A 20,846-nucleotide genomic window follows, 5' to 3' on the forward strand; every position below is an offset into this window, starting at 1 on the left:
GGGGCTGGAATCATGATTGAATCGTCGCCTCACCGGGATTCGGCGGCGTTCAATCATGCGCGACACAACATCTGTCTTATGCACAGGCATGACTTGCATCTGCTTTGCCGGTTGCAGTAGGGTGCCTTCCGAACATTACCGGGGATTCGGTAACGGCAACCGCCAGTCAAGCAAGTTTGGCATGGGCGGCCTGTCTTCACCCGCTTGACGGGTTGCCTGACCCCCTGTATAAGCGCCGCTTCCTACGGCACATCCAAGTTCCGCGTGAAGGTTTTCCATGGCCAATCATAAGTCCGCTGAGAAGCGCATCCGTCAGACCGCCCGCCGGACTGAAGTCAACCGCGCCCGCGTCAGCCGCATCCGTACCTTCCTGAAGAAGGTTGAAACCGCTATCGCGACCGGCGACAAGTCCGCCGCCGCCGAGGCTTTCAAGTCCGCTCAGCCGGAGCTGATGCGCGGCGCGAGCAAGGGCGTTCTGCACAAGAACACCGTTTCCCGCAAGCTGTCCCGTCTGTCCAGCCGCATCAAGGCGCTGGGCTGATCGGCTGTTGCCGTAGCGTAACCCGCGCGGTGGTTTCACCGCGCGGCTTGTGCTGTCTGCATATCGCGTTATCGGACAGGGTTGCGCTTGGCTTTAGCTGAATTCGTGGTTGATCGCCTTGGGCTTTCGCGCACGAATTTTGCTTTTTTGCCCGTTCTCTTTTCAGTCCCGTTGCGGCTTGTCCGCCGCACCTCTAGCATCATGAACGCGTTAATCAACGCGACAATGGATGCGGTGCGGATAGGGGTGGAGAACTTCCGGCCGCAAAATGTCGGGGGCAACGCGATAATGAACGATACTTGTCGTTCAGAGTCCGGCGAACCGGACCATTGCCAAATACTTGACATGTCACCTGTCCAAAAGAGGTAACCCTGATGGGTTGCTTGGTTGGAAGGTCGTGTTTTTTGCCAGGGCGGTATTGAAGATTGGTGTGGAATCTTTTCAGATTGTCGGTCTGAAACCTCCCGCTGACGTCAATAACTTGCTGGCATGGCGTCGCTGTTCTTTTGCGCATCGGGGCTGTGCTCCCCTGTGCAAAAGACTGTTTTTGTCACGTTGCCCCCGCTTCATATCGGGTGCAGGGTGGGGCCAGGACGGCGTGATGGGAATGGTGGTCGGATTGCAGCCGGGGTAATGGCTGGATCGCGTTGGGGGACATGACGGTATCGGGCCTGATGGGGCGGTGCCGCATGGGCATATGGGCTTGGGTGGGAGCATTGGTCGGATGTCGGTGCAGAGTTCGCTGGATCAACAGTGGGCACGGGTGCGGGGCCGCCTGAAGGATGAGGTCGGTGAGACCGCCTATCGCAGCTGGCTGAAGCCGCTGACGGTGGGAACCCTTGATGGCGGCCAGATCCGTATTCTGGTGCCGACGCGCTTCATGCGCGACTGGATCCGCACACATTATGCCGACCGCATCCGCGCCCTCTGGTCGGGTGAGAATCCCGGCGTGCAATCGGTTGAAATCGTTGTCGCGGCCCCGACCCGGACGGAGCCGGCCGTCAATGACGCTGCCGCTGCCCCGCTGGCCGACAGCGCCGAGGAGCCGGTGGCCGAACTGGTGATTGAACCGGTGCCGGCCAGCGTGGCCGGTGGCGATGAACGGGCCGACGAGATGTCGGCCCCGCTGGACCCCCGCTTCACGTTCGAGAATTTCGTCGTCGGCAAGCCAAACGAGCTGGCCTTCGCTGCCGCCCGCCGGGTGGCCGAATCGAACGCGGTACCCTTCAATCCGCTGTTCCTTTATGGCGGTGTCGGTCTGGGTAAGACTCACCTGATGCACGCCATTGCCTGGGCGATTCGCAAGAAAGACCCGTCGCGCCGGGTGATCTATCTCTCGGCCGAAAAATTCATGTACCAGTTCATCCGCGCCCTGCGCTTCAAGGATACGATGGCCTTCAAGGAGCAGTTCCGCTCCGTGGATGTGCTGATGATCGACGATGTGCAGTTCATCAGCGGCAAGGACAGCACCCAGGAAGAATTCTTCCACACCTTCAATGCCCTGGTGGACCAGAATCGCCAGGTCATCATCAGCGCCGACAAAAGCCCGTCGGACCTGGAAGGTATGGAAGAACGCCTGCGGTCGCGCCTGGGCTGGGGGTTGGTGGCGGATATTCACCCCACCACCTATGAACTGCGCCTGGGCATTCTGCAGCAGAAGGCCGACCGGATCGGCGCCAAGATTCCGATCAAGGTTCTGGAATTCCTGGCCCACAAGATCACCAGCAATGTGCGCGAGCTGGAAGGCAGCCTGAACCGCATCGTCGCTCATGCCGAACTGGTGGGCCGCGCCATCACCCTGGAATCAGCACAGGATGTGCTGCACGATCTGCTGCGCGCCAGCAATCGCCGTGTGACGATTGAAGAGATTCAGAAGAAGGTGGCGGAGCATTTCAACATCCGCCTCGCTGATATGAGCAGCGCGCGCCGCGCCCGCGCCGTGGCCCGCCCGCGTCAGGTGGCCATGTATCTGGCCAAGCAGCTGACCCAGCGCTCCCTGCCGGAAATCGGCCGCAAATTCGGCGATCGCGACCACACCACGGTGATGCACGCTGTGCGCAAAGTGGATGAGCTGTGCGGCACCGACCCCGCCTTTGCCGAGGATGTGGAACTGCTGCGCCGGATGCTGGAAGGCTGAGGCGCCTTGTTTGAGTTTTAAAAAAGCCGCCCCGATCCGGGCGGCTTTTTTTGTGCCCGGCCTTTGCGCGTCTGATACCAAGTTGCGATGAGCAGAACGCATCGCAACTTGGTACGGCGGCGACCGCCGCCGCGCGGCCCATGCCGCGTGAAGCCAAGCCGTTGGCATGTTGGCGCCGGCGATTGAGGGCCTTGATCAGAACCTATAGGTTCTGATCAAGGCAACTGAGTATGAGTTGGGGCAAAGCCTGAAAACGACAAAGCCCGCCGGAGGGCGGGCCTTGTAGAAGTTCGTTGGAGCGGGTGAAGGGAATCGAACCCTCGTCGTAAGCTTGGGAAGCTTCTGCTCTACCATTGAGCTACACCCGCGCCGGGAGCCCCCTTATAGGGGCTTCCAAATGCATAATCAAGGCCCTAATCGCAGTCGCCGCCCGATGTTTTTTCAGCGCGCCGCGCGCCGCGTGCGACGTCGGGACACCATGCTGGTGGCAGCAACATCGCTGTCGCCAGCCATTGCCGGGGTAGCCGGCAGCAGCATGGTGACGGCCGCGGCCTGACGGGCGGGCTTGGCCGAGCGGGCCTTGGCCGGCACCGCACGGCCAACCGTTCCGGTCACCCCGGACAGCGCGCCTTCCACCAGTTCCAGGCCCAGGAACCGGGCCGGATCAACCGGACCGGGCAGGGACAGGCCCAGCACGCCATCACGCGCAAAACCGAACCGCACGTAATAGGGCGCATCGCCCACCAGGATGACGATCTTGTGCCCCTGTTCGGCCGCCTTGGCCAGGCTGTGCCGGATCATCTTGCCGCCCAAACCCTCGCTGCGATGGGCTTCATCGATGGCGATGGGGCCCAGCAGCAAGGCCGGCGTGTTGCCGCCCAGCATGATCGGCCAATAGCGGATCGTGCCGATCAGTTTTTCGTTGCCGTCGCTGTCCGTGTCGGTGGCGACGAAGCAGAGATCGGGCACTGGGGCCACGCCCTTGCGCAACCGGTAAACTGTCTTGGTGTGCCGCTTCGGGCCGAAGCTGCTGTCGAGAAGCTGTTCGATGGCGCCGGCGTGGGACGGCAGCTCAAGCGTAATATTCATGCGATTGGGGTGTCCCGGCATAAGCAATAAAGGGGGCGATACAATGAAGCATCGGGCCGGGACCCCCCTGACGCGAAAAGCGCCATCAGGTCCCGTGCAGGAAGACCGGCCGGCCGTGAGGCTGGCACGTGTTCTTTCGTCGTCGCAGGGTGATGGGGCGCAACATTGCGCAGCTCTTCAGCAGTTGCATACTGGTCGCTATATGAGGCCATTGCCGCCGGCACGCAAGTGGCTATTTCATGACCAAAAGGGGCAGGGTGTGATGGGGGCCATGACCTGCGGGCTTGGTTCGGCCGCCGCACCGTCCTATAGTTGGCGGAAATGGCCGGCATCGGTCGGGCTGGGCCCGGCCAAGCCATGATAAAATTCAAGGGCTGGCCGGTGTTCCGTTCCGGTTCTGGCCCGCGGGAAGCCCCCGCCGCTGGGTTGGGAGAGTGATTTGTACATTGAAACAACGCGCCATATCCGCGTGACGGTGGAGCCGGAATTCCTGGCCGACCAGTCGCAGCCGGCAGCTGGTCGCTATGTCTGGGCCTATCATATCCAGATTGAGAATACCGGGCCGGAGACGGTGCAGCTGCGTACCCGTCATTGGATCATCACCGACGCGCTGGGCCGCACGCAGGAGGTACGGGGGCCGGGTGTGGTGGGGGAATTTCCCCAGCTGCCGCCGGGTGGCCGCTTTCGCTATTCCTCCGGCACGCCGCTGCCCACACCGTCGGGCATCATGCGCGGCTTTTACCAGATGGAGACGGCGGCAGGCGAATTGTTCGATGTGACGGTTCCCGCCTTCTCCCTGGACAGCCCGCATCAGGAGCGGCGCTTGAACTAATTTATCGCGGTGGGTGGCAATTCCACGGTTCCGTGCAATTGGCCGCTTGAAACCCCGCGGTTTCCATCCAATTGGATATCAGCCTGGCAGGCTTACCCCCCTGCCGATCGTCAAAAACATGAAAGGGAGCGCTGTCCCGTGGCCGTACCGAAGAACAAAACCGCCGGCAATGTCGTTCCCGGTCCCCTGCATGGCCGCCGCGCCGGCAGCAACCTGCCCAAGCCGACCCGCGCCGAAGCGGAAGAGGCGGTGCGTACCCTGATCCGCTGGGCCGGTGACGATCCGGAGCGGGAGGGGCTGCTGGGCACGCCCGACCGCGTTGTCCGTTCCTATGATGAGTTCTTTGCCGGCTATCAGGTGGACCCGGTCGACCTGCTGGCCCGCACCTTTGAGGAGACGGATGGCTATGATGAGATGGTGGTGCTGAAGGGCATCCGCATCGAAAGCTATTGCGAACATCATATGGTGCCGATCATCGGCAAGGCCCATATCGCCTATCTGCCGCGCAACCGCGTCGTCGGCATTTCCAAGCTGGCCCGCGTGGCGGAGGTTTATGCCAAGCGCCTGCAGATCCAGGAAAAAATGACCTCCCAGATCGCCAATACGATTGAGGAGGTGCTGGAACCGCTGGGCGTGGCCGTGGTGATTGAAGCCACCCACCAATGCATGACGACCCGCGGCATTCACAAGCCGGGTGTGACCATGGTGACCAGCCGGATGCTGGGCGCCTTCCGCGAGGATGAGAAGACCCGGCGGGAGTTCCTGGCCATGATCGGCAATCCCAGCTCTTCCATGGAAGGGTGAGGGCGGCAGCCTTCTCCATCTAAATTAAAAGGCGGCGCCGGGTGACCGGGCCGCCTTTTCTGTAACCGCTCTTCCCTTACTGGATGATCACGACGGGGAACAGGTTGCTCTTGATCGCCGGGTCCATCTGGCGGTCCAGGTCGGCGGCCATTTCCTTCACCATGGCCAGCATGGTCTTGTCACGCTCCGCCAGGCTGACATCCTCGCGCACGCTGGTGGAGCGGGTGACGGTGGCTGAAACACTGCCGGAGAAGCCGCGGGCCGTCCCCTCCACAATGATGTCAACCTGAAGCTTGCCGTCATATTCCTCCGACTGGTCCTTGGTGAACCAGCCCTTGATGCCGGTGGTGCGGGGCAGTTCCTTTTCCCGGACAGAAGCGTCGCGGATCACCACCCGGGCGCGGCCTTGGCTGCCGCCCGCCTTCAGCCGCTGCGAGGCCCAGAGGCGCACCGCATCGGATGGCGTGATGGTGATCAGATGATCAACATTGGGTTCCTTCATCGGCGCGACATACTCGCTTTCCACCTCAATGCTGGCGACATCCAGCGTGATCGGGTCTTTCGCCGAGAGATCCAGCGCGCCGCCCTGGGCCAGGGCGGGCAGGGCAGCAAAAGACAAGCAGGTGGCGATGAAAAGGCGTCGCAGCATTTTTTCCGTTCCCATGGTGACTTCCCTTGCGGGGGTTGGGGCAAATTTAAGATAATTTAGACGATATCTATGGCTGTTCGATGGCCGGCATCCTGCCGCCGTGACGTTGCAACAGCAAGGCCCCGTTGCCAAGGAACGTTTTCCCTCGTGTCCGCTGATCCGCAATGGCTTGCCCCTGCCCATCTGACGGTGCCTGCGCAAAGGCTGGCGCTGCGCCACTGGCTTTCGCTGCGCAAGCCGGGGCAGGATATGCCCGATGCCGGGCTGGTGGAGTTGCTGGATTGGCCGGCTGTTGCGCTGCCGCATCTCAGCTTGGTGAGTGGCCGGCCGGGATTGGACCGGTTGCAGCTGGATTTCATCGGCAACATGGCGGCCCTGTTCAGTGGGGCCACCCAGGGTGGCCGCTATATGGATGAATTCTATCCACTGGAACAGATGGCCATGGTCACGGAATTTTTCACCCTGTCGGCCCGGGCACGCCGGCCGGTGCTGGTGCATGATGAATTTGCCCTGCCCGCAGGGCCGGCGGCGACGGTGCGGGTGGAACGGCTTTCCCTGCCCTGTCAGGGGCTGGATGGCGAGGCCGGCCTGTTCATCACCCTGCATTACATCAAATTGCCCGACGGCGCCCCACCGCAGCGCGTGCGCCTGATCGCCCCCGGTGTGCGCCTGCTGGCCCGGGAGGTCTGGCAGGTGCAGGTATAATATCAATCTCCCTTGATCGTGACCGATCCAGGGAGATTTCGCGTTCCCTCACGCGCCGGGCGCTGCCGTCCGGCAGCTTGGCTTCACGGCGCACGAGCGCCGGGCCGGTGGTCGCCGGCTTCCAATCCGCCAAGGGTCAGACCCTTGGCGGATTGGTATAATATCAAGGGTCTTGGAACAGGCCCCTTGCAGGCCAGCGACTGCCGGCCCGCGTCCTTGTGGACGCGTAAGCCAAGGCGGCGGATGCCGCCGCCCGGCGCCTGAGGGAACATGTAAAAACTACGGGCTCAGCCCCGCCGCGCCCCGGGCAGCAGATGCCCCACCAGGAACAGGCCGGCGGCGGTGACGACGATGGCGGGACCGCTGGGCAGATCGGCATAGAGCGACGCGGCCAACCCGCCCAGCACCGAAACCGCCCCGGCCAGGGCCGCCAGCATGGCCATCATTTCCGGTGATCGGGAAAAGCGTCGCGCCGTGGCGGCGGGGATGATCAGCAGCGAGGTCACCAGCAGGATGCCGACAATCTTCATCGCCAGCGCGATGGTGGTTGCAATCAACAAGGTGAAGGCCAGCCTGATCCAGCGCACCGGCACCCCTTCCACCCTTGCCAGATCCTCATCCACCGTCAGGGCCAGCAGGCGGCGCCAGATCAGCGCCAGCACCCCCAGCACGACGGCCCCGCCGCCCCAGATGGCGATCAGGTCGGTGGGCGTCACGGCCAATATATCGCCGAATAGATAGGCCAGTAGATCCACCCGCACCGTCTGCATCGCCGCCAGCGCAATCAGCCCCAGCGACAGGGTGGAATGGGAGACGATGCCCAGCAGCGTGTCGGACGCCAGCCGCCTTTGTTCCTGTAACAGGGTCAGCGCCACGGCAATGCAAAGGCAGACGGCAACGACGCCGATATTGAGATCGATTCCGGCCAGAAAGCCCAACGCCACGCCCAGCAGGGCGGAATGGGCCAGCGTATCGCCGAAATAGGCCATGCGGCGCCAGACCACCAAGCAGCCCAGCGGCCCGGCCAGCAGCGCCAGCCCGACACCGGCGGCCCCGGCGCGGATCAGGAAATCATCCATGCCGATGGTCCCCCTGGTGATGGTGATCATGTCCATGGTCATGATCACAGGATGCGGCATGGTCGGCATGGGCCGTATGTTCCAGCCCCGCCGGCACCACACAGCCATCATCGGCATGGGCATGATCGTGGCTGTGCTGATAGACGGCCAGCGCCTCGGCATGGCGGCCGAACAGGGCGACATATTCGGGATGGCGCGACACATCCTCCGGCTTGCCATGGCAGCAGACATGCCGGTTCAGGCAGATCACCGTATCGGTGCGCGCCATCACCAGATGCAGATCATGGCTGACCAGCAGCACGCCGCAGCCGCGCCGGTTGCGGATTGCACCGATCAGCTCAAACAGCTCAATCTGCCCATGCACATCCACCGCCTGTACCGGTTCATCCAGCACCAGCAGGTCAGGCTGGCGCAGCAGGGCGCGGGCCAGCAGCACGCGCTGTGCCTCCCCGCCAGACAGGGTCTGGATGGCGCGGTCGAACGTGTGGGTGGCCCCGACCTCTGCCAGGGTGGCGCGCATGGTGTCGGCATCCGCCTTGGACCAGAGCGCCAGGAACCGCCGCACCGTCAAGGGCAGGGTCGGGTCCACCGCCAGCCGTTGCGGCATATAGCCGATGCGCAGATTGGGGCTTTGGCGCACTGTCCCCTGGTCGGGCTTCACCAGCCCCAGGGCGGTTTTCACCAGCGTGGTCTTGCCGGCCCCGTTGGGGCCGATCAGGGTGACAATCTCGCCCGCCCGCACCGTCAGGGACACATTGTCCAGCACGGCGCGTTCCCCCCGGCGCACGGTCAGCGCATCGCATTGCAGCAGGATGGGCGGGGGAGACAAGGGCGCTACTCCGGTTGAACAGGCGGCAGGAACCGACCAGATGGGCCGAGGCGTGCCGCAGGGGAAAGGGGGCAGGCGGGTGGCCGCCTTGCACCGGACGCAGGGTTTACGCCAATCCCCATGGCTTGACAAATGTTATAATATAACAACTTATGTGCTCTCCTTGTTGATGTCCGGTTATTCCCATGCTCACCCGCCGCTTTCTTCGCCTGCTGCCCGTTGCTGCCCTGTTCTGGGCCATGCCTGCCCTGGCGGCCCCGCCGCCGGATGTGGTGGTCAGTGTGAAGCCGCTGCACGCGCTGGTGGCCGGGGTGATGGAGGGGGTAGGGAATCCTTACCTGCTGGTGCGCGGGGCGGCCAGCCCGCATGATTTCACCCTGCGCCCCTCTGACGCCAAGGCGCTGAACGGGGCGGAACTGGTGGTCTGGGTCGGGCCGGCGCTGGAAACCTTCCTGGAAAAGCCGCTGACAGCGCTGGGGAACGGGGCGGTGAAACTGTCGCTGGCCACAGCGGATGGCGTGCGCGTGCTGCCCAGCCGGGCCGGCGGGGTGTGGGAGGCGCATGATCACGATCACGACCATGGTCATGAGCACGCGGCCAGCGGCACCGATGGCCATATCTGGCTGGACCCACGCAACGCGATCGCCATCACCCAGGCGGTGGCCGACAATCTGGCGAAGCTGGACCCGGAGCGGGCAACGACATACCGCGCCAATGCGGAAAAGCAGGTCACCGCCATCGAAGCACTGGACAGCGAACTGGCGGCCCAGCTGGCCCCGGTGAAGGACCGGCCCTTTATCGTCTTCCACGATGCCTATCATTATCTGGAAGACCGCTATGCCCTGGCCGCCGCCGGGGCCATTACGGTGACGCCGGATCAGCGGCCGGGCGCCGCCCGGCTGTCGCAACTGCGCCATGCCATTGCCGATGCCAAGGCCGTCTGCGTCTTCGCCGAGCCGCAGTTTGAACCGTCGCTGGTGAAGGTGCTGGTGGAAGGCTCTGCCGTGCGCACCGGCACGCTGGACCCGGAGGGGGCGAATATCCCTGAAGGCCCGGCCCTCTACCCGGCCTTGCTGCGCTTCAACGCCAAGGCACTGGTGGATTGCCTTTCCGGGGGCTGATCCGGCCCGCCCCCTGTGCTATGCCCTGATGCGGTTTTGCCATCAGATATGGGAATGGGCAGATGCGTATCGGGATCGTTGGCGGCGCGGGCCGCATGGGCCAGATGCTGATCCGCGAGGTGCTGGGCAGCAAAGGCGCCATCCTGGCCGGCGCCACCGAACGGCCGGGCAACACGGCGCTGGGCCGCGACCTGGGCACATTGGTGGGGCTGGAGCCGGCGGGCGTAGTGCTGACCGATGATGCCGCCGCCCTGTTCGCCGCCGCCGATGCGGTGATTGATTTCACCGCCCCCGCCGCCACGCTGGCCCATGCTGATCTGGCGGTGGCCCATGGCACGGCGCTGATTGTCGGCACCACCGGCCTTTCCGCCGAGGACCATGTCCGGCTGGCGCAGGCCGCGACCAAGGCTCCCCTGCTGGTCTCCGCCAATTTCAGCTTAGGCGTTACCCTGCTGGCCGGATTGGTGCGCAAGGTGGCGGCCACGCTGGGGCCGGATTGGGATATTGAGATTGTGGAGATGCACCACAAGCACAAGGTGGATGCCCCCAGCGGCACCGCCCTGGCCCTGGGTCGGGCAGCGGCGGATGGGCGCGGCGTTGATCTGGCCACCGTGAAGGATGCCGTCCGCGACGGCCATACCGGTGCCCGCAAGCCGGGCGATATCGGTTTTGCCACCCTGCGCGGTGGCGATGTGGTGGGCGACCATACGGTGATGTTCGCCACAGAGGCCGAGCGGCTGGAACTGTCCCACAAGGCCGGCAGCCGCGCCATCTTCGCCCGCGGTGCCGTGCGCGCCGCCCTCTGGGTGTCGGGCAAGCCGGCGGGGCTTTACAGTATGGATGATGTGCTGGGGCTGTAATACCAACGGTCATAATTCATGACCGTTGGTACGGCGGCGACCGCCGCCGCGCCGCTCGTGCGGCGTAGCCAAGCCAGCGGATGCTGGTGCCGGCGATTGAGGGGCAGGAAATATTGACCAACGGTCAATATTTCCTGCCGTTGGTATAAGCCGCCTTTTCTCCAACGGCCTCGTCCTTTTCAAAGACAGCAGGCCATCAGGTGGGCAAGGCTCAGGCCGGGCTTTGCCTGTCTCTGCTCGTCATCCTCATCCTTGATGTTAGCGCTAAAATAAAGCGCATCACTTTCAAGGATGGGGAGTTGAACGTATGATTACCCGCCGTGCCTCCATGAAACTGCTGCTGGCTTCCACCGCAGCGGCAAGCCTGCCCGCCACACTGACCAACGGCGGTCAGGCGGCCCCGCCTGAGGCCGGAGGTGCCATCCAGTTTTTCACCACCACCCAGCGTGACCGTTGGGCGCGCCAGTCCTCTCCGGTGTTGGGACCGTTGGCGGCGGGAAACTATGAGCGGTCGGCTGACCTGTTGCTGGACAAGCCTGCCCAGACGATAAAAGGTATCGGCGGTGCCTTCAGTGAGAAGGGCTGGAAGGCGCTGGCCAAATTGCCGGCCCCGGCGCGCGATCAGGCCTTGCGGGCCCTGTTCGCAGCCGATGGTGCCGCCTTCAGCCTCTGCCGCACGCCCATCGGTGCCAATGATATCGCTGACGACTGGTATTCCTATGACGAGGTGCCGGGCGATTTCGATCTGAAGCATTTCAGCATCGACAAAGACCGCGACACCCTGATTCCCTTTATCCAGGCTGCCCGCCAGATCAACCCCGAACTTGCCTTTTGGGCATCGCCCTGGTCGCCGCCGACTTGGATGAAGAAGAACGGCCATTACGCCCAGGCCCCCGCCTGGCCCGGCGGGCGGGATAATGGTATCCGCCCGGACCAGATCATGAAGGAGGGGCAGGACACCTTCATTCAGGAAGATCGTTATTTCGACGCCTATGCCCATTATTTCCGCCGCTATGTGGAAGCCTATGGAAGGCTGGGTATTCGCATCGGGCAGGTGATGCCGCAGAACGAATTCAATTCGCCCCACCCGTTCCCCGGCTGCTGCTGGTCGGGGGAAGGGCTGGCCCGCTTCATCCCCTATCTGCATCGGGAATTGTCGCCGCTGGGCATTGATGTGCTGCTGGGCACGCTGGAGCGTGACAAGCCGGAGGTGGTGGATAAGGTGATGGCCGATCCCACCGCCGGCCCCCTGGTCAAGGGGGTGGGGGTGCAATGGGCCGGCAAGGGGGCATTGAAGGATATCCGGGCCCGGCATCCCGATCTGGCCATCTGGAGTTCTGAGCAGGAATGCGGCAATGGTGCCAATGATTGGCGCTATGCCCGCTATGGCTGGTCGTTGATCCGGCAATATTTCAACAGCGGGGCCAGCGCCTGGCAATATTGGAACATGGTGATGCCCGCCGACGGGATGAGCGGCTGGGGCTGGCCACAGAATGCGCTGGTCTCAGTGGATACCAAGGCAGGCACCTGGCGGCTGACCCATGATTATTGGCTGATGCGTCATCTCAGTGCCTTTGTCCGCCCCGGTGCCCGGTTTATCCCCAGCCGCAGCTTCTTCGCCTTTGAAAACCAATTGGCCTTCCGCAACCCCAATGGCGATCTGGTGATCGTGGCCCATAATGATCTGGCCGATCCGCTGCGGCTGATTCTGGCGGTGGGTACACAGGAACTGGCCTTGAACCTGCCGGCGGACAGTTTCAATACCGTGGTGGTCCCGGCGGCGCTTCTGCCGGGCTGAAAAGGCTTGATATAAATCCAAATATAGGATAATGTTCCTTTGAAGCTGCCCGCCCCACGTCCGTGGGGCGGGCTTTTTTGTTTCTGGAGAAAGCCGATGGAACTGGAACTGAAGCGGGCCGTCGCCCGCAATGTTGATGCCGATCCCAATGACATTCTGAACCTGAAGCGGGTGCTGAACCGTCTGGGCCATTATCTGCCCGACGATCTGATCGGCATGACCCGCTTTGCCGAAACCCGCCTGTTTGAGGCAATTGAGGCGTTCCAGCGCCTGACCGAGCTGACCCCGACCGGGCAGGTCAAACCGGATGATGAAACGGTCCAGACCCTGCAGGAATATCTGGCCCGGACATCCGGCAATGATCGCTATATCTGGCGGACGGTACGGGATGATCGCGTCCGCCCCAGCCACGCGGCGCGGGAAGGCAAGCTGTTCCGCTGGAAAGCCTGGCCCGAGCCGGGGGAAGAGGAACATTGCCGCTGCTGGGCGGAACTGGTGGATGATGCGGCGTCACGGGATGGGGCTGCTGCTGCGGGTGCCGCCGGGAAAACCGCCAAGGATGATGAGCCGCATTGTTTCCAGGAGCCATGGCTGGACGAGGCGGTGGAAATGTTGGTGCGACATGAAGATGCATATGAGTATCCGTATGGTGACTCTCTCGGGTTTATCACTGTGGGCGTTGGCGCGAACGTTAATCAATGGGACCAGTTCAAATCCCTGCCATGGCGGATGGAAACTGAAGATGGGCGTTTTGCCACTCTCACAGAGGTAACGGATGGGTATGAGAAGTTAAGAAAATTTATTGATGACGCACGGGCAGAAGCTGAAAAAAATGGTGAGAAAAAGATCAACTACCTCGCGAAGAAATATAAAAAAATTACCAAATTAAGATTGTCGAGTGCAGATTATAAGAAAATGCTCAAAGATAGTGTTCAGCAATTTGAAAAAGATCTCAGGAAAAAATTCTCTGGATTCTCCTGTTTCCCTACCCCGGCAAAAATCGTATTGATGGATATGATCTATAATATTGGTACGACCAAGTTCAACGCTGAAAAATGGAAAAATCTATTTGCGGCAATTGCGATCAGAGACTGGGGAGCTGCCGCGCAGCAAAGCAACAGAAACGCGATTCCCGACGAACGCAATAAAGCTGTGCGCACCTATTTCGAAAAGGCAAAATTATTGGAAGAAGAAAAAAAGACAAAATCTTAATAAAGTGAAGGGCCATTGTGAAATTATCATCAATGGCCCTTATGGAAAAATTCTCCCAAAAATCACCTGTCGTGGAACTCTGTATCTATATATCCACATTTTGATTTCGGATTTTCTATAATGTAATATCTTTTCTCGTCTTTTATCAATTCATTCCACCCATCCTGAAGGCATTCTAATTTCTCGGTACTTGACATGTAAATGCGACCGATATGAGTTTTTATAAATCCAAGAGCATCTTTTTTGTGTAGGCGTTCCGAGTATAGCTGAAAAAACTGCTGCTCCTCTTCTCCATGGGGATGCCAACGGATCGTGCAATGGAAAGTCGCATAGCGCCGGTCCCCTTGGTCCCCTTGATCGAGCAATTGGCAATCGGCTTTGTCCCCATTCTCCCAGGTCCAACCCGTCGCACTGATGGTAACACGTCCGCCAGCTTCCCCCGACTTACCGACGGGGAGCCAGACGCCGCAGAAGGAACGCTCGGCTAGTCCGCAGTCTTTGGGGGAATGGTTGGCGGCACGGGCAGGCCCAGACAGGGCAGAGAGGACGAAGAGCGAAAGGGCTATGGCGAACAGGGGCTTCATTTTGTCTCAACCTATCGCGGATATCAGAGGTAGGCACCGATCTGGAGGGTGATGATTTGAATTGTGAATTGGTATTATTTTGCATATGAATAAGTTGTGACACGGCCACAGTTTGAACTTGGTTTCATTTTAATAAATACTGCCTTTCTATCTTCAAGCATCTCATTCCACCCATCCAGAAGGCATGTCAGGCTTTTTGATTTTGACATGTGAAAACTGTTGTTATTGGAATGATGTGATATGCCTTCCTCTGGTGTGAAAAGTATTTTTTTATATAATCGCATAAATTGCTCTTCTTCTTTCCCATTATATTTCCAAATGATTGTACAGCGAAAGGTCGCATAATGCCGATCCCCTTGGTTCCCTTGATCGAGCAATTGGCAATTGGCTTTGTCCCCATTCTCCCAGGTCCAACTTGTGGCATTGATGGTGACACGTCCTGCAGCTTCTTCCCCTTTACCTATCGGCTGCCAGACGCCGCAGAAAAAGCTCTCCGTCAGTCCGCAGCCGGCAGGGGGACGGTCATCGGCGCTGGCGAATCCTTGAGGGATGGAAAGTACTAACCAAGATAATAATAGGACGGGAAAGGCTTTCATTTCATCTCCGTATTTTATCATTTATTGGTGCACTGTTTTTATCTTAAATAAAAATAGGAAAAAATTTCTCCACACCTTGATGAGGGGGGGAATTTAATTTCTTCTAAATTCTTGCTTTGAACGAGTTCTTCCCATCCACTCATGAGGCAGTCCAGTTTCTCCGTTGCTGACATATACATTCCACCGCGTTCCGCGTAGCGGGCGGGCATCTCCCCGGGTCGGAAGGGGGATTCTGAATAGAGGATGACGAACTGTTGTTCTTTTTGCCCATCCGCTTCCCAGAGAATGGTGCAGCGGAAAGTGGCATAATGCCGCGCGTCCCGGATACCCTGGTCGAGCAACTGGCAATCGGCTCTGTCCCCATTCTCCCAGGTCCAGGCGGTGGCATTGATGGTCACCCTCCCCCCGGCTTCCTCCCGCTTGCCAGCAGGGGCCCAGACACCACAGAAAAAGCTGGTGGCCAACCCGCACGTCGGAGGAGGCGCCTCAGCAGGCGCGGGTGTGCTTGCGAGGGCAAAAATAAGCAGATGGATAAATATGATTGAAATTAATATTTTCACGTTTAATACCCTATCTGAAGTATATCATTGTCGTAATGCCGCAGAATTTAGATTCTGGCTGTGTTGAAATTCTAATGCTATTATTCTTGATTAATTCAGCCCACCCAGAAAGCAGGCAATCTAATTTATCGGCGATTGATATGTTCAGTCCGGTCATCGGGGTGGCAATCGCGGAGCCGGCAGGGCTTGCCGGCAGCGGATAAAGCAGGACGAATTCCTGTTCCACCACGCCGTCACCATCATAGCGGTAATTGCAGCGGAAAGCCGCGTAGGGCCGGCCGGCGCGTTCCCCTTCGTCCAGCAGCAGGCATTCTGCCCTGTCCTTATTTTCCCAGGTCCAGACACCATTTTCGATGGTCACGCGCCCTCCGGCTTCCGAACCTTTTCCAGATGGCCGCCAGACACCACAGAAATAGCTGTTGGCCAGCCCGCAGCCGGGCACCGGCGATTCCGTGGCGGTGGCGCGGGGTGACAGGCCGGCAGCAGCCAGAAGCCCAAGCCCGAAGAACAACAGAAGCCGCATGAACGATCCCTACTTCCCCCATATGGTGAAGCATCTTGCAGGCATGATTTATCAGTTGCAATGGATTATTTTGATGCACCAAAAGCCCGGCGGATCGCTCCGCCGGGCTTTAAAGGGCTAGGCGAGCGCCGCCTTAGCCGAGGGTCAATACGTTACCGGTGACCGGTACATCAGTTAAGCGATGACTGGCGCCGTTGGCGTAGTAAGTAAAGCTTGCCTTGCCGGAAACGGCCGTCCCGTCGATTGTTGCCAATATTCCCAGTGCTGATACAAATGGAATGGGAAAGCTGGCTGACAAAGATACGCCGCTCAGAAACAAAGTCAGCGTGTTCGCAACCAAAACACCGTGGCCCTCAGGGAACATTGCTGGCGTGTTGATCGGCGGATTAACGGCCTGGGTCAAACGCGCGATGCCACTGGCGCTGTTCCCATCCAAGGTGAAGGTTCCCCGAATGGTCGGGGCGCCGTCAAAGCCAGTCGTAATCGTTAAATCATAAACGCTTTTGGTCATTTGAAAGCTCCATCTTGGGTTGTTGTGCCCCCATTAATTGCTTTTACTTGATCATAATCACCTTATAAATTGAGATAAATTGTGAGAAAATCTCTCAACTCAAACCCGCAATATCAAGGCGTGATACACAAAAAAACCCGGCGGATCGCTCCGCCGGGCTCTTCCATCCCAAACACCGCCGGGTTGCCCCGGCGGTCTCTGATCAAACTTACTCCGCAGCGGCAGGAACCGCCAGGTTGCGCAGCACGTACTGCAGAATGCCGCCATTCTTGAAGTAATCCACCTCGTCCAGCGTATCGATACGGCAGAGCAGGTTGACCACTTCCTTCGACCCGTCGGCGCGGGTGATGGTCAGCTTCAGGTCCATGCGGGGCTTCAAGCCGGCTTCCACGCCTTCGATGTCGAAGGTCTCCGACCCGTCCAGCTTCAGCGTCTTGCGGCTGACACCGGCGGGGTACTGGAGCGGCAGGATACCCATGCCAACCAGATTGGAGCGGTGGATACGCTCGAAGCTTTCGGCGATGACGGCGGAGACGCCCAGCAGACGGGTGCCCTTGGCGGCCCAGTCACGCGAGGAGCCGGTGCCGTATTCCTGACCGGCGAAGACCACCAGCGGCGTGCCCTCGGCCTGGTACTTCATCGACGCATTATAGATCGGCATCACTTCGCCGGTCGGCACATACTTGGTCAGGCCGCCTTCGACGCCGTCCAGCATCTCGTTCTTGATGCGGATATTGGCGAAGGTGCCACGCATCATGACTTCATGGTTGCCACGGCGTGCGCCGTAGCTGTTGAAGTCGGCGACGGTGACATTGTGTTCCAGCAGATATTCACCGGCCGGGCTGGTCTTCTTGATGTTACCAGCCGGGGATATATGGTCGGTGGTGATGCTGTCACCCAGGATGGCCAGCGCGCGGGCACCCTTCACGTCGGACACGGAGCCCGGCGTCATGGTGATGCCGTCGAACAGCGGCGGACGCTTGGCGTAGGTCGACTTCTCGTCCCACTTATAGGTCATGCCTTCGACGGTCTTGATCTTCTGCCACTGCTCCGGCCCCAGGAACACGTTGGCATAGCGGCTGACGAACATTTCGCGCGTCAGGAACTGGGCGATCGTGTCCTCGATCTCCTTGTTCGACGGCCAGATGTCCTTCAGGAAGACGGGCTGGCCGTCCTTGCCGGTGCCGATCGGATCCTTGGAGATGTCCAGGTGCAGGGTGCCGGCCAGGGCATAGGCCACCACCAGCGGCGGGGAGGCCAGATAGTTGGCGCGGACCTGCGGGGAAACGCGGCCTTCGAAATTGCGGTTGCCGGACAGCACCGACGCAACGGTCAGCTTGCCAGCGTCCACGGCGGCGGCAATCGGGTCCGGCAGCGGACCGGAATTGCCGATGCAGGTGGTGCAGCCATAGCCGACCAGATTGAAGCCCAGCTTGTCCAGGTACGGGGACAGGCCAGCGGCGTTCAGATAGTCGGTCACAACCTGGGAGCCCGGTGCGAGCGAGGTCTTCACCCACGGCTTGGCGGTCAGGCCCAGTTCCACCGCCTTCTTCGCCACCAGACCGGCGGCGAACAGCACCGACGGGTTGGAGGTGTTGGTGCAGCTGGTGATGGCGGCGATCACGACATGGCCGTGATCCAGCTTGTAATCAGCGCCGGCCACATCGGTCGGCTGGCTGATCGGGCGGCCGGCAACGTCGGTGGCCAGGAAGTCACCGAATTCCTTGGTCACGTTGGACAGCAGCACGCGGTCCTGCGGACGCTTCGGGCCGGCCAGCGACGGCTCCACCGAACCCAGGTCCAGTTCCAGCGTGTCGGTGAAGACCGGATCGGGCGAGGACGCATCGCGCCACATGCCCTGGGCCTTGGCATAGGCCTCCACCAAAGCCACGCGGTCGGCGTCGCGGCCGGTGAAGTGCAGGAAGCGGATGGTCTCGGCGTCGATCGGGAAAATGCCGCAGGTGGCGCCATATTCCGGGGCCATGTTGGCAATCGTCGCACGGTCGGCCAGGGTCAGCGCGTCCAGGCCGGGGCCATAGAACTCGACGAACTTGCCCACCACCTTCTTCTTGCGCAGCATCTGGGTGACGGTCAGCACCAGATCGGTGGCGGTCGCACCCTCACGCAGCTTGCCGGTCAGCTTGAAGCCGACCACTTCCGGGATCAGCATGGAGATGGGCTGGCCCAGCATGGCGGCTTCCGCCTCGATGCCGCCCACGCCCCAGCCCAGCACGGCCATGCCGTTGACCATGGTGGTGTGGCTGTCGGTACCGACCAGCGTGTCCGGATAGGCCACGGTGGCGCCGGTCTGGTCCGTATCGGTCCAGACGGTCTGGGCCAAGTATTCCAGGTTCACCTGATGGCAGATGCCGGTGCCCGGCGGCACAACGCGGAAATTATTGAAGGCCTTCTGGCCCCAGCGCAGGAACTCGTAACGCTCACCATTGCGCTGGAATTCCAGGTCCACATTCTCATCAAACGCCTGCGGCGTGCCGAAGGCGTCAACCATCACGGAATGGTCGATGACCAGATCCACCGGGGTCAGCGGGTTGATCTTGGTCGGATCACCACCCAGCGCCACCATGGCTTCGCGCATCGCGGCCAGATCGCAGACGGCGGGCACGCCGGTGAAATCCTGCATCAGCACGCGGGCCGGGCGATAGGCGATCTCGCGGTCGGACCGCTTGTCGACCAGCCACTGGGCGACGGCCTTGACGTCGTCCACGCTCACCGTGCGCCCGTCTTCGAAGCGCAGCAGGTTCTCCAGCAGCACCTTCATGGAGAAGGGCAGGCGCGACACGTCGCCCAGGCCGGCCTTCTCGGCTTCGGGAATGCTGAAATAATCAACAGACTTGCCGCCGGCAGTCAGGGTGCGGCGGACTTTCAGGCTGTCCTGGCCGGTGATCGTGGACATCGGGGGTGACTCCTCCATCGGGGTCGAAAGCGGCAGGCGACATGACTTCTTGCCCCGGCTCCAGCGTCCGGGGCCAAGGCCTGCCAGGGTGGCTTTTCGGAGCGTGGTTTAGCGCTTTTCGCGGTGCGGGGCAAACCCCTCTAGGGGGGATCAGACCCCCTTTTCACTCATATTCGATCAAGGTAGGGGCTTGTTGCGAAACGATCTTAACTAGGTGGGCCAGGAGAGGGGTATTGACGGGGCCTGTCACCGGACATGGGCGGGGCGGGCAGGGGGCCAGGCAAAGACTCCAGCGGCCCCCTGGTTGGAATTGGCTGTTCTGCGCATTCTATCGCCCCTTTACGTGCGATCGTGTGTCTTCCTCTGAAAATGTCCTAAAGCGCCCATTTCCTGGGGGAAATGGTGTGCTTTGGGTGGGTTTTTTGAAATTATGTCTCTTTTGCCGGGACGCGGTTGACAGGGGGACTGTTTTCACAGAAACGTCACTCCCGTCCGCGCGAAATGCATCCGATGCATGGCAGCTACCATGCTGGTCGAAGGCGCGATGGAGGGTTTCTATCGATGTTGTCTTACGCTGTCCGGCGCCTGCTGGAAGCGATCCCCACATTGCTGGTGATCGTCGCCCTGTCCTTCTTTCTGATGCATTCCGCCCCCGGCGGCCCGTTCGACAGCGAGCGTGTGCTGCCGCCGGAGATCGAGGCGAACCTGAAGGCCGCCTATAATCTGGATAAGCCGGTCTGGCAGCAATTCACCATATATCTGGGCAAGGCGCTGCAGGGCGATTTCGGCCCGTCCTTCACCTATAAGGATTTCACCGTCTCCGAGCTGATCTTGACCGGTCTGCCGGTATCGGCCCGGCTGGGCCTGTCGGCGGTGACGCTGGCGGTGCTGATCGGCTGTACGCTGGGTATTCTGGCCGCCATGCGCCAGAACACCAAGACAGACTATTCCATCATGGGCATCGCCATGGTGGGCATCACCATTCCCAATTTCGTCATGGCGCCGCTGCTGACGCTGATTTTCGGCATCTATCTGGGCTGGCTGCCGGTGGCGGGGCTGGGCGATGGGTCGTTCCGCAATCTGGTGCTGCCGGTGATCGCGCTGGCCCTGCCGCAGATCGCCATTGTCAGCCGCCTGACCCGTGGCGGCATGATTGAGGTGCTGCGCTCCAACTTCGTGCGCACGGCCCATGCCAAGGGGCTGCCGGAACATCTGATCATCACCCGCCACACGCTGCGCGCGGCCATGCTGCCCGTCGTCTCCTATCTGGGGCCGGCCATTGCCGGTCTGGTGACGGGATCGGTGGTGATCGAGCAGATTTTTGGCCTGCCGGGTATCGGCCGCTATTTCGTGCAGGGGGCGATCAACCGCGACTACACCCTGGTGATGGGTACCGTCATTACCTATGGCAGCCTGATCGTGCTGATGAATCTGCTGGTTGATCTGGTTTATGGCCTGATGGACCCGCGTGTCCGCTACGACTGATCCGGCGCTTCTATCCT

20 protein-coding genes and 1 tRNA gene are annotated in these 20,846 nt (G+C 60.8%); 10 read left to right on the plus strand and 11 right to left on the minus strand.

What is annotated here, in order from left to right; all coding sequences use genetic code 11:
* Positions 1-277: 277 nt before the first annotated feature.
* Both rpsT and dnaA read left to right on the plus strand, forming a co-directional pair.
* On the plus strand, positions 278-541 hold the full coding sequence (gene rpsT, locus CHB97_RS01785) for a 30S ribosomal protein S20 (RefSeq protein ID WP_089286214.1): 264 nt from the start codon (positions 278-280) through the stop codon (positions 539-541).
* Between the two features lie 724 nt (positions 542-1,265).
* Positions 1,266-2,678 carry a chromosomal replication initiator protein DnaA gene (gene dnaA / locus CHB97_RS01790; protein WP_089286215.1) on the plus strand — a complete coding sequence of 471 codons (1,413 nt, stop codon included), beginning with the start codon at positions 1,266-1,268 and terminating at the stop codon, positions 2,676-2,678.
* A 294-nt stretch (positions 2,679-2,972) separates the two neighbouring features.
* On the opposite strand, the gene CHB97_RS01795 is transcribed toward dnaA, so the two are convergent.
* Together CHB97_RS01795 and CHB97_RS01800 are read right to left on the minus strand one after the other, a co-directional pair.
* Positions 2,973-3,046, minus strand: a tRNA-Gly gene (locus CHB97_RS01795).
* Between the two features lie 73 nt (positions 3,047-3,119).
* Entirely contained in the window at positions 3,120-3,767 is a 648-nt protein-coding gene (locus CHB97_RS01800) for a GNAT family N-acetyltransferase (RefSeq protein WP_089286216.1), read from the minus strand.
* Positions 3,768-4,206: 439 nt separating this feature from the next.
* Here CHB97_RS01800 and apaG point away from each other — a divergent pair, with 439 nt between their 5' ends.
* Complete coding sequence (gene apaG / locus CHB97_RS01805; protein WP_089286217.1) at positions 4,207-4,599, plus strand: Co2+/Mg2+ efflux protein ApaG; 393 nt, start codon at positions 4,207-4,209, stop codon at positions 4,597-4,599.
* 186 nt (positions 4,600-4,785) lie between these two features.
* Entirely contained in the window at positions 4,786-5,403 is a 618-nt protein-coding gene (folE, locus tag CHB97_RS01810; RefSeq protein ID WP_200819808.1) for a GTP cyclohydrolase I FolE, read from the plus strand.
* A 76-nt stretch (positions 5,404-5,479) separates the two neighbouring features.
* Here the strand turns inward: folE and CHB97_RS01815 are convergent, their stop codons facing one another.
* Positions 5,480-6,052, minus strand: coding sequence for a hypothetical protein (locus CHB97_RS01815; protein ID WP_143270662.1), 573 nt, complete (start codon positions 6,050-6,052; stop codon positions 5,480-5,482).
* Positions 6,053-6,199: 147 nt separating this feature from the next.
* Between CHB97_RS01815 and CHB97_RS01820 the strand changes: the two genes are divergently transcribed.
* Entirely contained in the window at positions 6,200-6,757 is a 558-nt protein-coding gene (locus tag CHB97_RS01820) for a hypothetical protein (protein WP_089286219.1), read from the plus strand.
* Between the two features lie 287 nt (positions 6,758-7,044).
* Here the strand turns inward: CHB97_RS01820 and CHB97_RS01825 are convergent, their stop codons facing one another.
* Complete coding sequence (locus CHB97_RS01825) at positions 7,045-7,836, minus strand: iron chelate uptake ABC transporter family permease subunit (protein WP_089286854.1); 792 nt, start codon at positions 7,834-7,836, stop codon at positions 7,045-7,047.
* A complete protein-coding gene (znuC, locus tag CHB97_RS01830; protein WP_089286220.1) occupies positions 7,829-8,665 on the minus strand; it encodes a zinc ABC transporter ATP-binding protein ZnuC in 837 nt (278 codons plus the stop codon). Before znuC ends, CHB97_RS01825 begins: the two co-directional genes overlap by 8 nt.
* Positions 8,666-8,850: 185 nt before the next feature.
* Between znuC and CHB97_RS01835 the strand changes: the two genes are divergently transcribed.
* From CHB97_RS01835 to CHB97_RS01850, 4 genes are all read left to right on the plus strand, one after another.
* Complete coding sequence (locus CHB97_RS01835) at positions 8,851-9,786, plus strand: zinc ABC transporter substrate-binding protein (protein ID WP_089286221.1); 936 nt, start codon at positions 8,851-8,853, stop codon at positions 9,784-9,786.
* A gap of 62 nt (positions 9,787-9,848) precedes the next feature.
* Complete coding sequence (gene dapB / locus CHB97_RS01840; protein ID WP_089286222.1) at positions 9,849-10,646, plus strand: 4-hydroxy-tetrahydrodipicolinate reductase; 798 nt, start codon at positions 9,849-9,851, stop codon at positions 10,644-10,646.
* A gap of 307 nt (positions 10,647-10,953) precedes the next feature.
* Positions 10,954-12,444: a glycoside hydrolase family 30 beta sandwich domain-containing protein gene (locus CHB97_RS01845; RefSeq protein ID WP_089286223.1), complete on the plus strand. Its 1,491-nt coding sequence runs from the start codon at positions 10,954-10,956 to the stop codon at positions 12,442-12,444.
* A 96-nt stretch (positions 12,445-12,540) separates the two neighbouring features.
* Complete coding sequence (locus CHB97_RS01850; RefSeq protein ID WP_089286224.1) at positions 12,541-13,656, plus strand: peptidoglycan-binding domain-containing protein; 1,116 nt, start codon at positions 12,541-12,543, stop codon at positions 13,654-13,656.
* A 62-nt stretch (positions 13,657-13,718) separates the two neighbouring features.
* Here the strand turns inward: CHB97_RS01850 and CHB97_RS25720 are convergent, their stop codons facing one another.
* The 6 genes from CHB97_RS25720 to acnA form a co-directional block, all read right to left on the minus strand.
* Positions 13,719-14,240, minus strand: coding sequence for a hypothetical protein (locus CHB97_RS25720; RefSeq protein ID WP_143270663.1), 522 nt, complete (start codon positions 14,238-14,240; stop codon positions 13,719-13,721).
* Between the two features lie 74 nt (positions 14,241-14,314).
* Positions 14,315-14,836 carry a hypothetical protein gene (locus tag CHB97_RS25725; RefSeq protein WP_143270664.1) on the minus strand — a complete coding sequence of 174 codons (522 nt, stop codon included), beginning with the start codon at positions 14,834-14,836 and terminating at the stop codon, positions 14,315-14,317.
* A 38-nt stretch (positions 14,837-14,874) separates the two neighbouring features.
* A complete protein-coding gene (locus CHB97_RS01855; protein WP_143270665.1) occupies positions 14,875-15,234 on the minus strand; it encodes a hypothetical protein in 360 nt (119 codons plus the stop codon).
* A gap of 172 nt (positions 15,235-15,406) precedes the next feature.
* Complete coding sequence (locus tag CHB97_RS01860) at positions 15,407-15,919, minus strand: hypothetical protein (protein ID WP_089286226.1); 513 nt, start codon at positions 15,917-15,919, stop codon at positions 15,407-15,409.
* A 133-nt stretch (positions 15,920-16,052) separates the two neighbouring features.
* Complete coding sequence (locus CHB97_RS01865) at positions 16,053-16,430, minus strand: DUF1842 domain-containing protein (RefSeq protein ID WP_089286227.1); 378 nt, start codon at positions 16,428-16,430, stop codon at positions 16,053-16,055.
* Between the two features lie 208 nt (positions 16,431-16,638).
* Positions 16,639-19,344: an aconitate hydratase AcnA gene (gene acnA / locus CHB97_RS01870; protein ID WP_089286228.1), complete on the minus strand. Its 2,706-nt coding sequence runs from the start codon at positions 19,342-19,344 to the stop codon at positions 16,639-16,641.
* Positions 19,345-19,905: 561 nt separating this feature from the next.
* On the opposite strand from acnA, the gene oppB reads away from it, so the two are divergent.
* Positions 19,906-20,829 (plus strand): oligopeptide ABC transporter permease OppB, encoded by a 924-nt coding sequence (gene oppB / locus CHB97_RS01875; protein WP_089286229.1) that lies wholly within the window; start codon positions 19,906-19,908, stop codon positions 20,827-20,829.
* Positions 20,830-20,846 lie beyond the last annotated feature (17 nt).

The sequence above is a fragment of the Azospirillum sp. RU38E genome, from assembly GCF_900188385.1.
Classification (GTDB): domain Bacteria; phylum Pseudomonadota; class Alphaproteobacteria; order Azospirillales; family Azospirillaceae; genus Niveispirillum.

Excerpts from the sequence above, each read along its gene's own strand:
- rpsT (WP_089286214.1), top strand. The coding sequence starts at position 278 with ATGGCCAATCATAAGTCCGCTGAGAAGCGCATCCGTCAGACCGCCCGC.
- dnaA (WP_089286215.1), top strand. The coding sequence starts at position 1,266 with ATGTCGGTGCAGAGTTCGCTGGATCAACAGTGGGCACGGGTGCGGGGC.
- CHB97_RS01800 (WP_089286216.1), bottom strand. The coding sequence starts at position 3,767 with ATGAATATTACGCTTGAGCTGCCGTCCCACGCCGGCGCCATCGAACAG.
- CHB97_RS01815 (WP_143270662.1), bottom strand. The coding sequence starts at position 6,052 with ATGCTGCGACGCCTTTTCATCGCCACCTGCTTGTCTTTTGCTGCCCTG.
- CHB97_RS01825 (WP_089286854.1), bottom strand. The coding sequence starts at position 7,836 with ATGGATGATTTCCTGATCCGCGCCGGGGCCGCCGGTGTCGGGCTGGCG.
- CHB97_RS01835 (WP_089286221.1), top strand. The coding sequence starts at position 8,851 with ATGCTCACCCGCCGCTTTCTTCGCCTGCTGCCCGTTGCTGCCCTGTTC.
- dapB (WP_089286222.1), top strand. The coding sequence starts at position 9,849 with ATGCGTATCGGGATCGTTGGCGGCGCGGGCCGCATGGGCCAGATGCTG.
- CHB97_RS01845 (WP_089286223.1), top strand. The coding sequence starts at position 10,954 with ATGATTACCCGCCGTGCCTCCATGAAACTGCTGCTGGCTTCCACCGCA.
- CHB97_RS01850 (WP_089286224.1), top strand. The coding sequence starts at position 12,541 with ATGGAACTGGAACTGAAGCGGGCCGTCGCCCGCAATGTTGATGCCGAT.
- CHB97_RS25720 (WP_143270663.1), bottom strand. The coding sequence starts at position 14,240 with ATGAAGCCCCTGTTCGCCATAGCCCTTTCGCTCTTCGTCCTCTCTGCC.
- CHB97_RS25725 (WP_143270664.1), bottom strand. The coding sequence starts at position 14,836 with ATGAAAGCCTTTCCCGTCCTATTATTATCTTGGTTAGTACTTTCCATC.
- CHB97_RS01860 (WP_089286226.1), bottom strand. The coding sequence starts at position 15,919 with ATGCGGCTTCTGTTGTTCTTCGGGCTTGGGCTTCTGGCTGCTGCCGGC.
- CHB97_RS01865 (WP_089286227.1), bottom strand. The coding sequence starts at position 16,430 with ATGACCAAAAGCGTTTATGATTTAACGATTACGACTGGCTTTGACGGC.
- acnA (WP_089286228.1), bottom strand. The coding sequence starts at position 19,344 with ATGTCCACGATCACCGGCCAGGACAGCCTGAAAGTCCGCCGCACCCTG.
- oppB (WP_089286229.1), top strand. The coding sequence starts at position 19,906 with ATGTTGTCTTACGCTGTCCGGCGCCTGCTGGAAGCGATCCCCACATTG.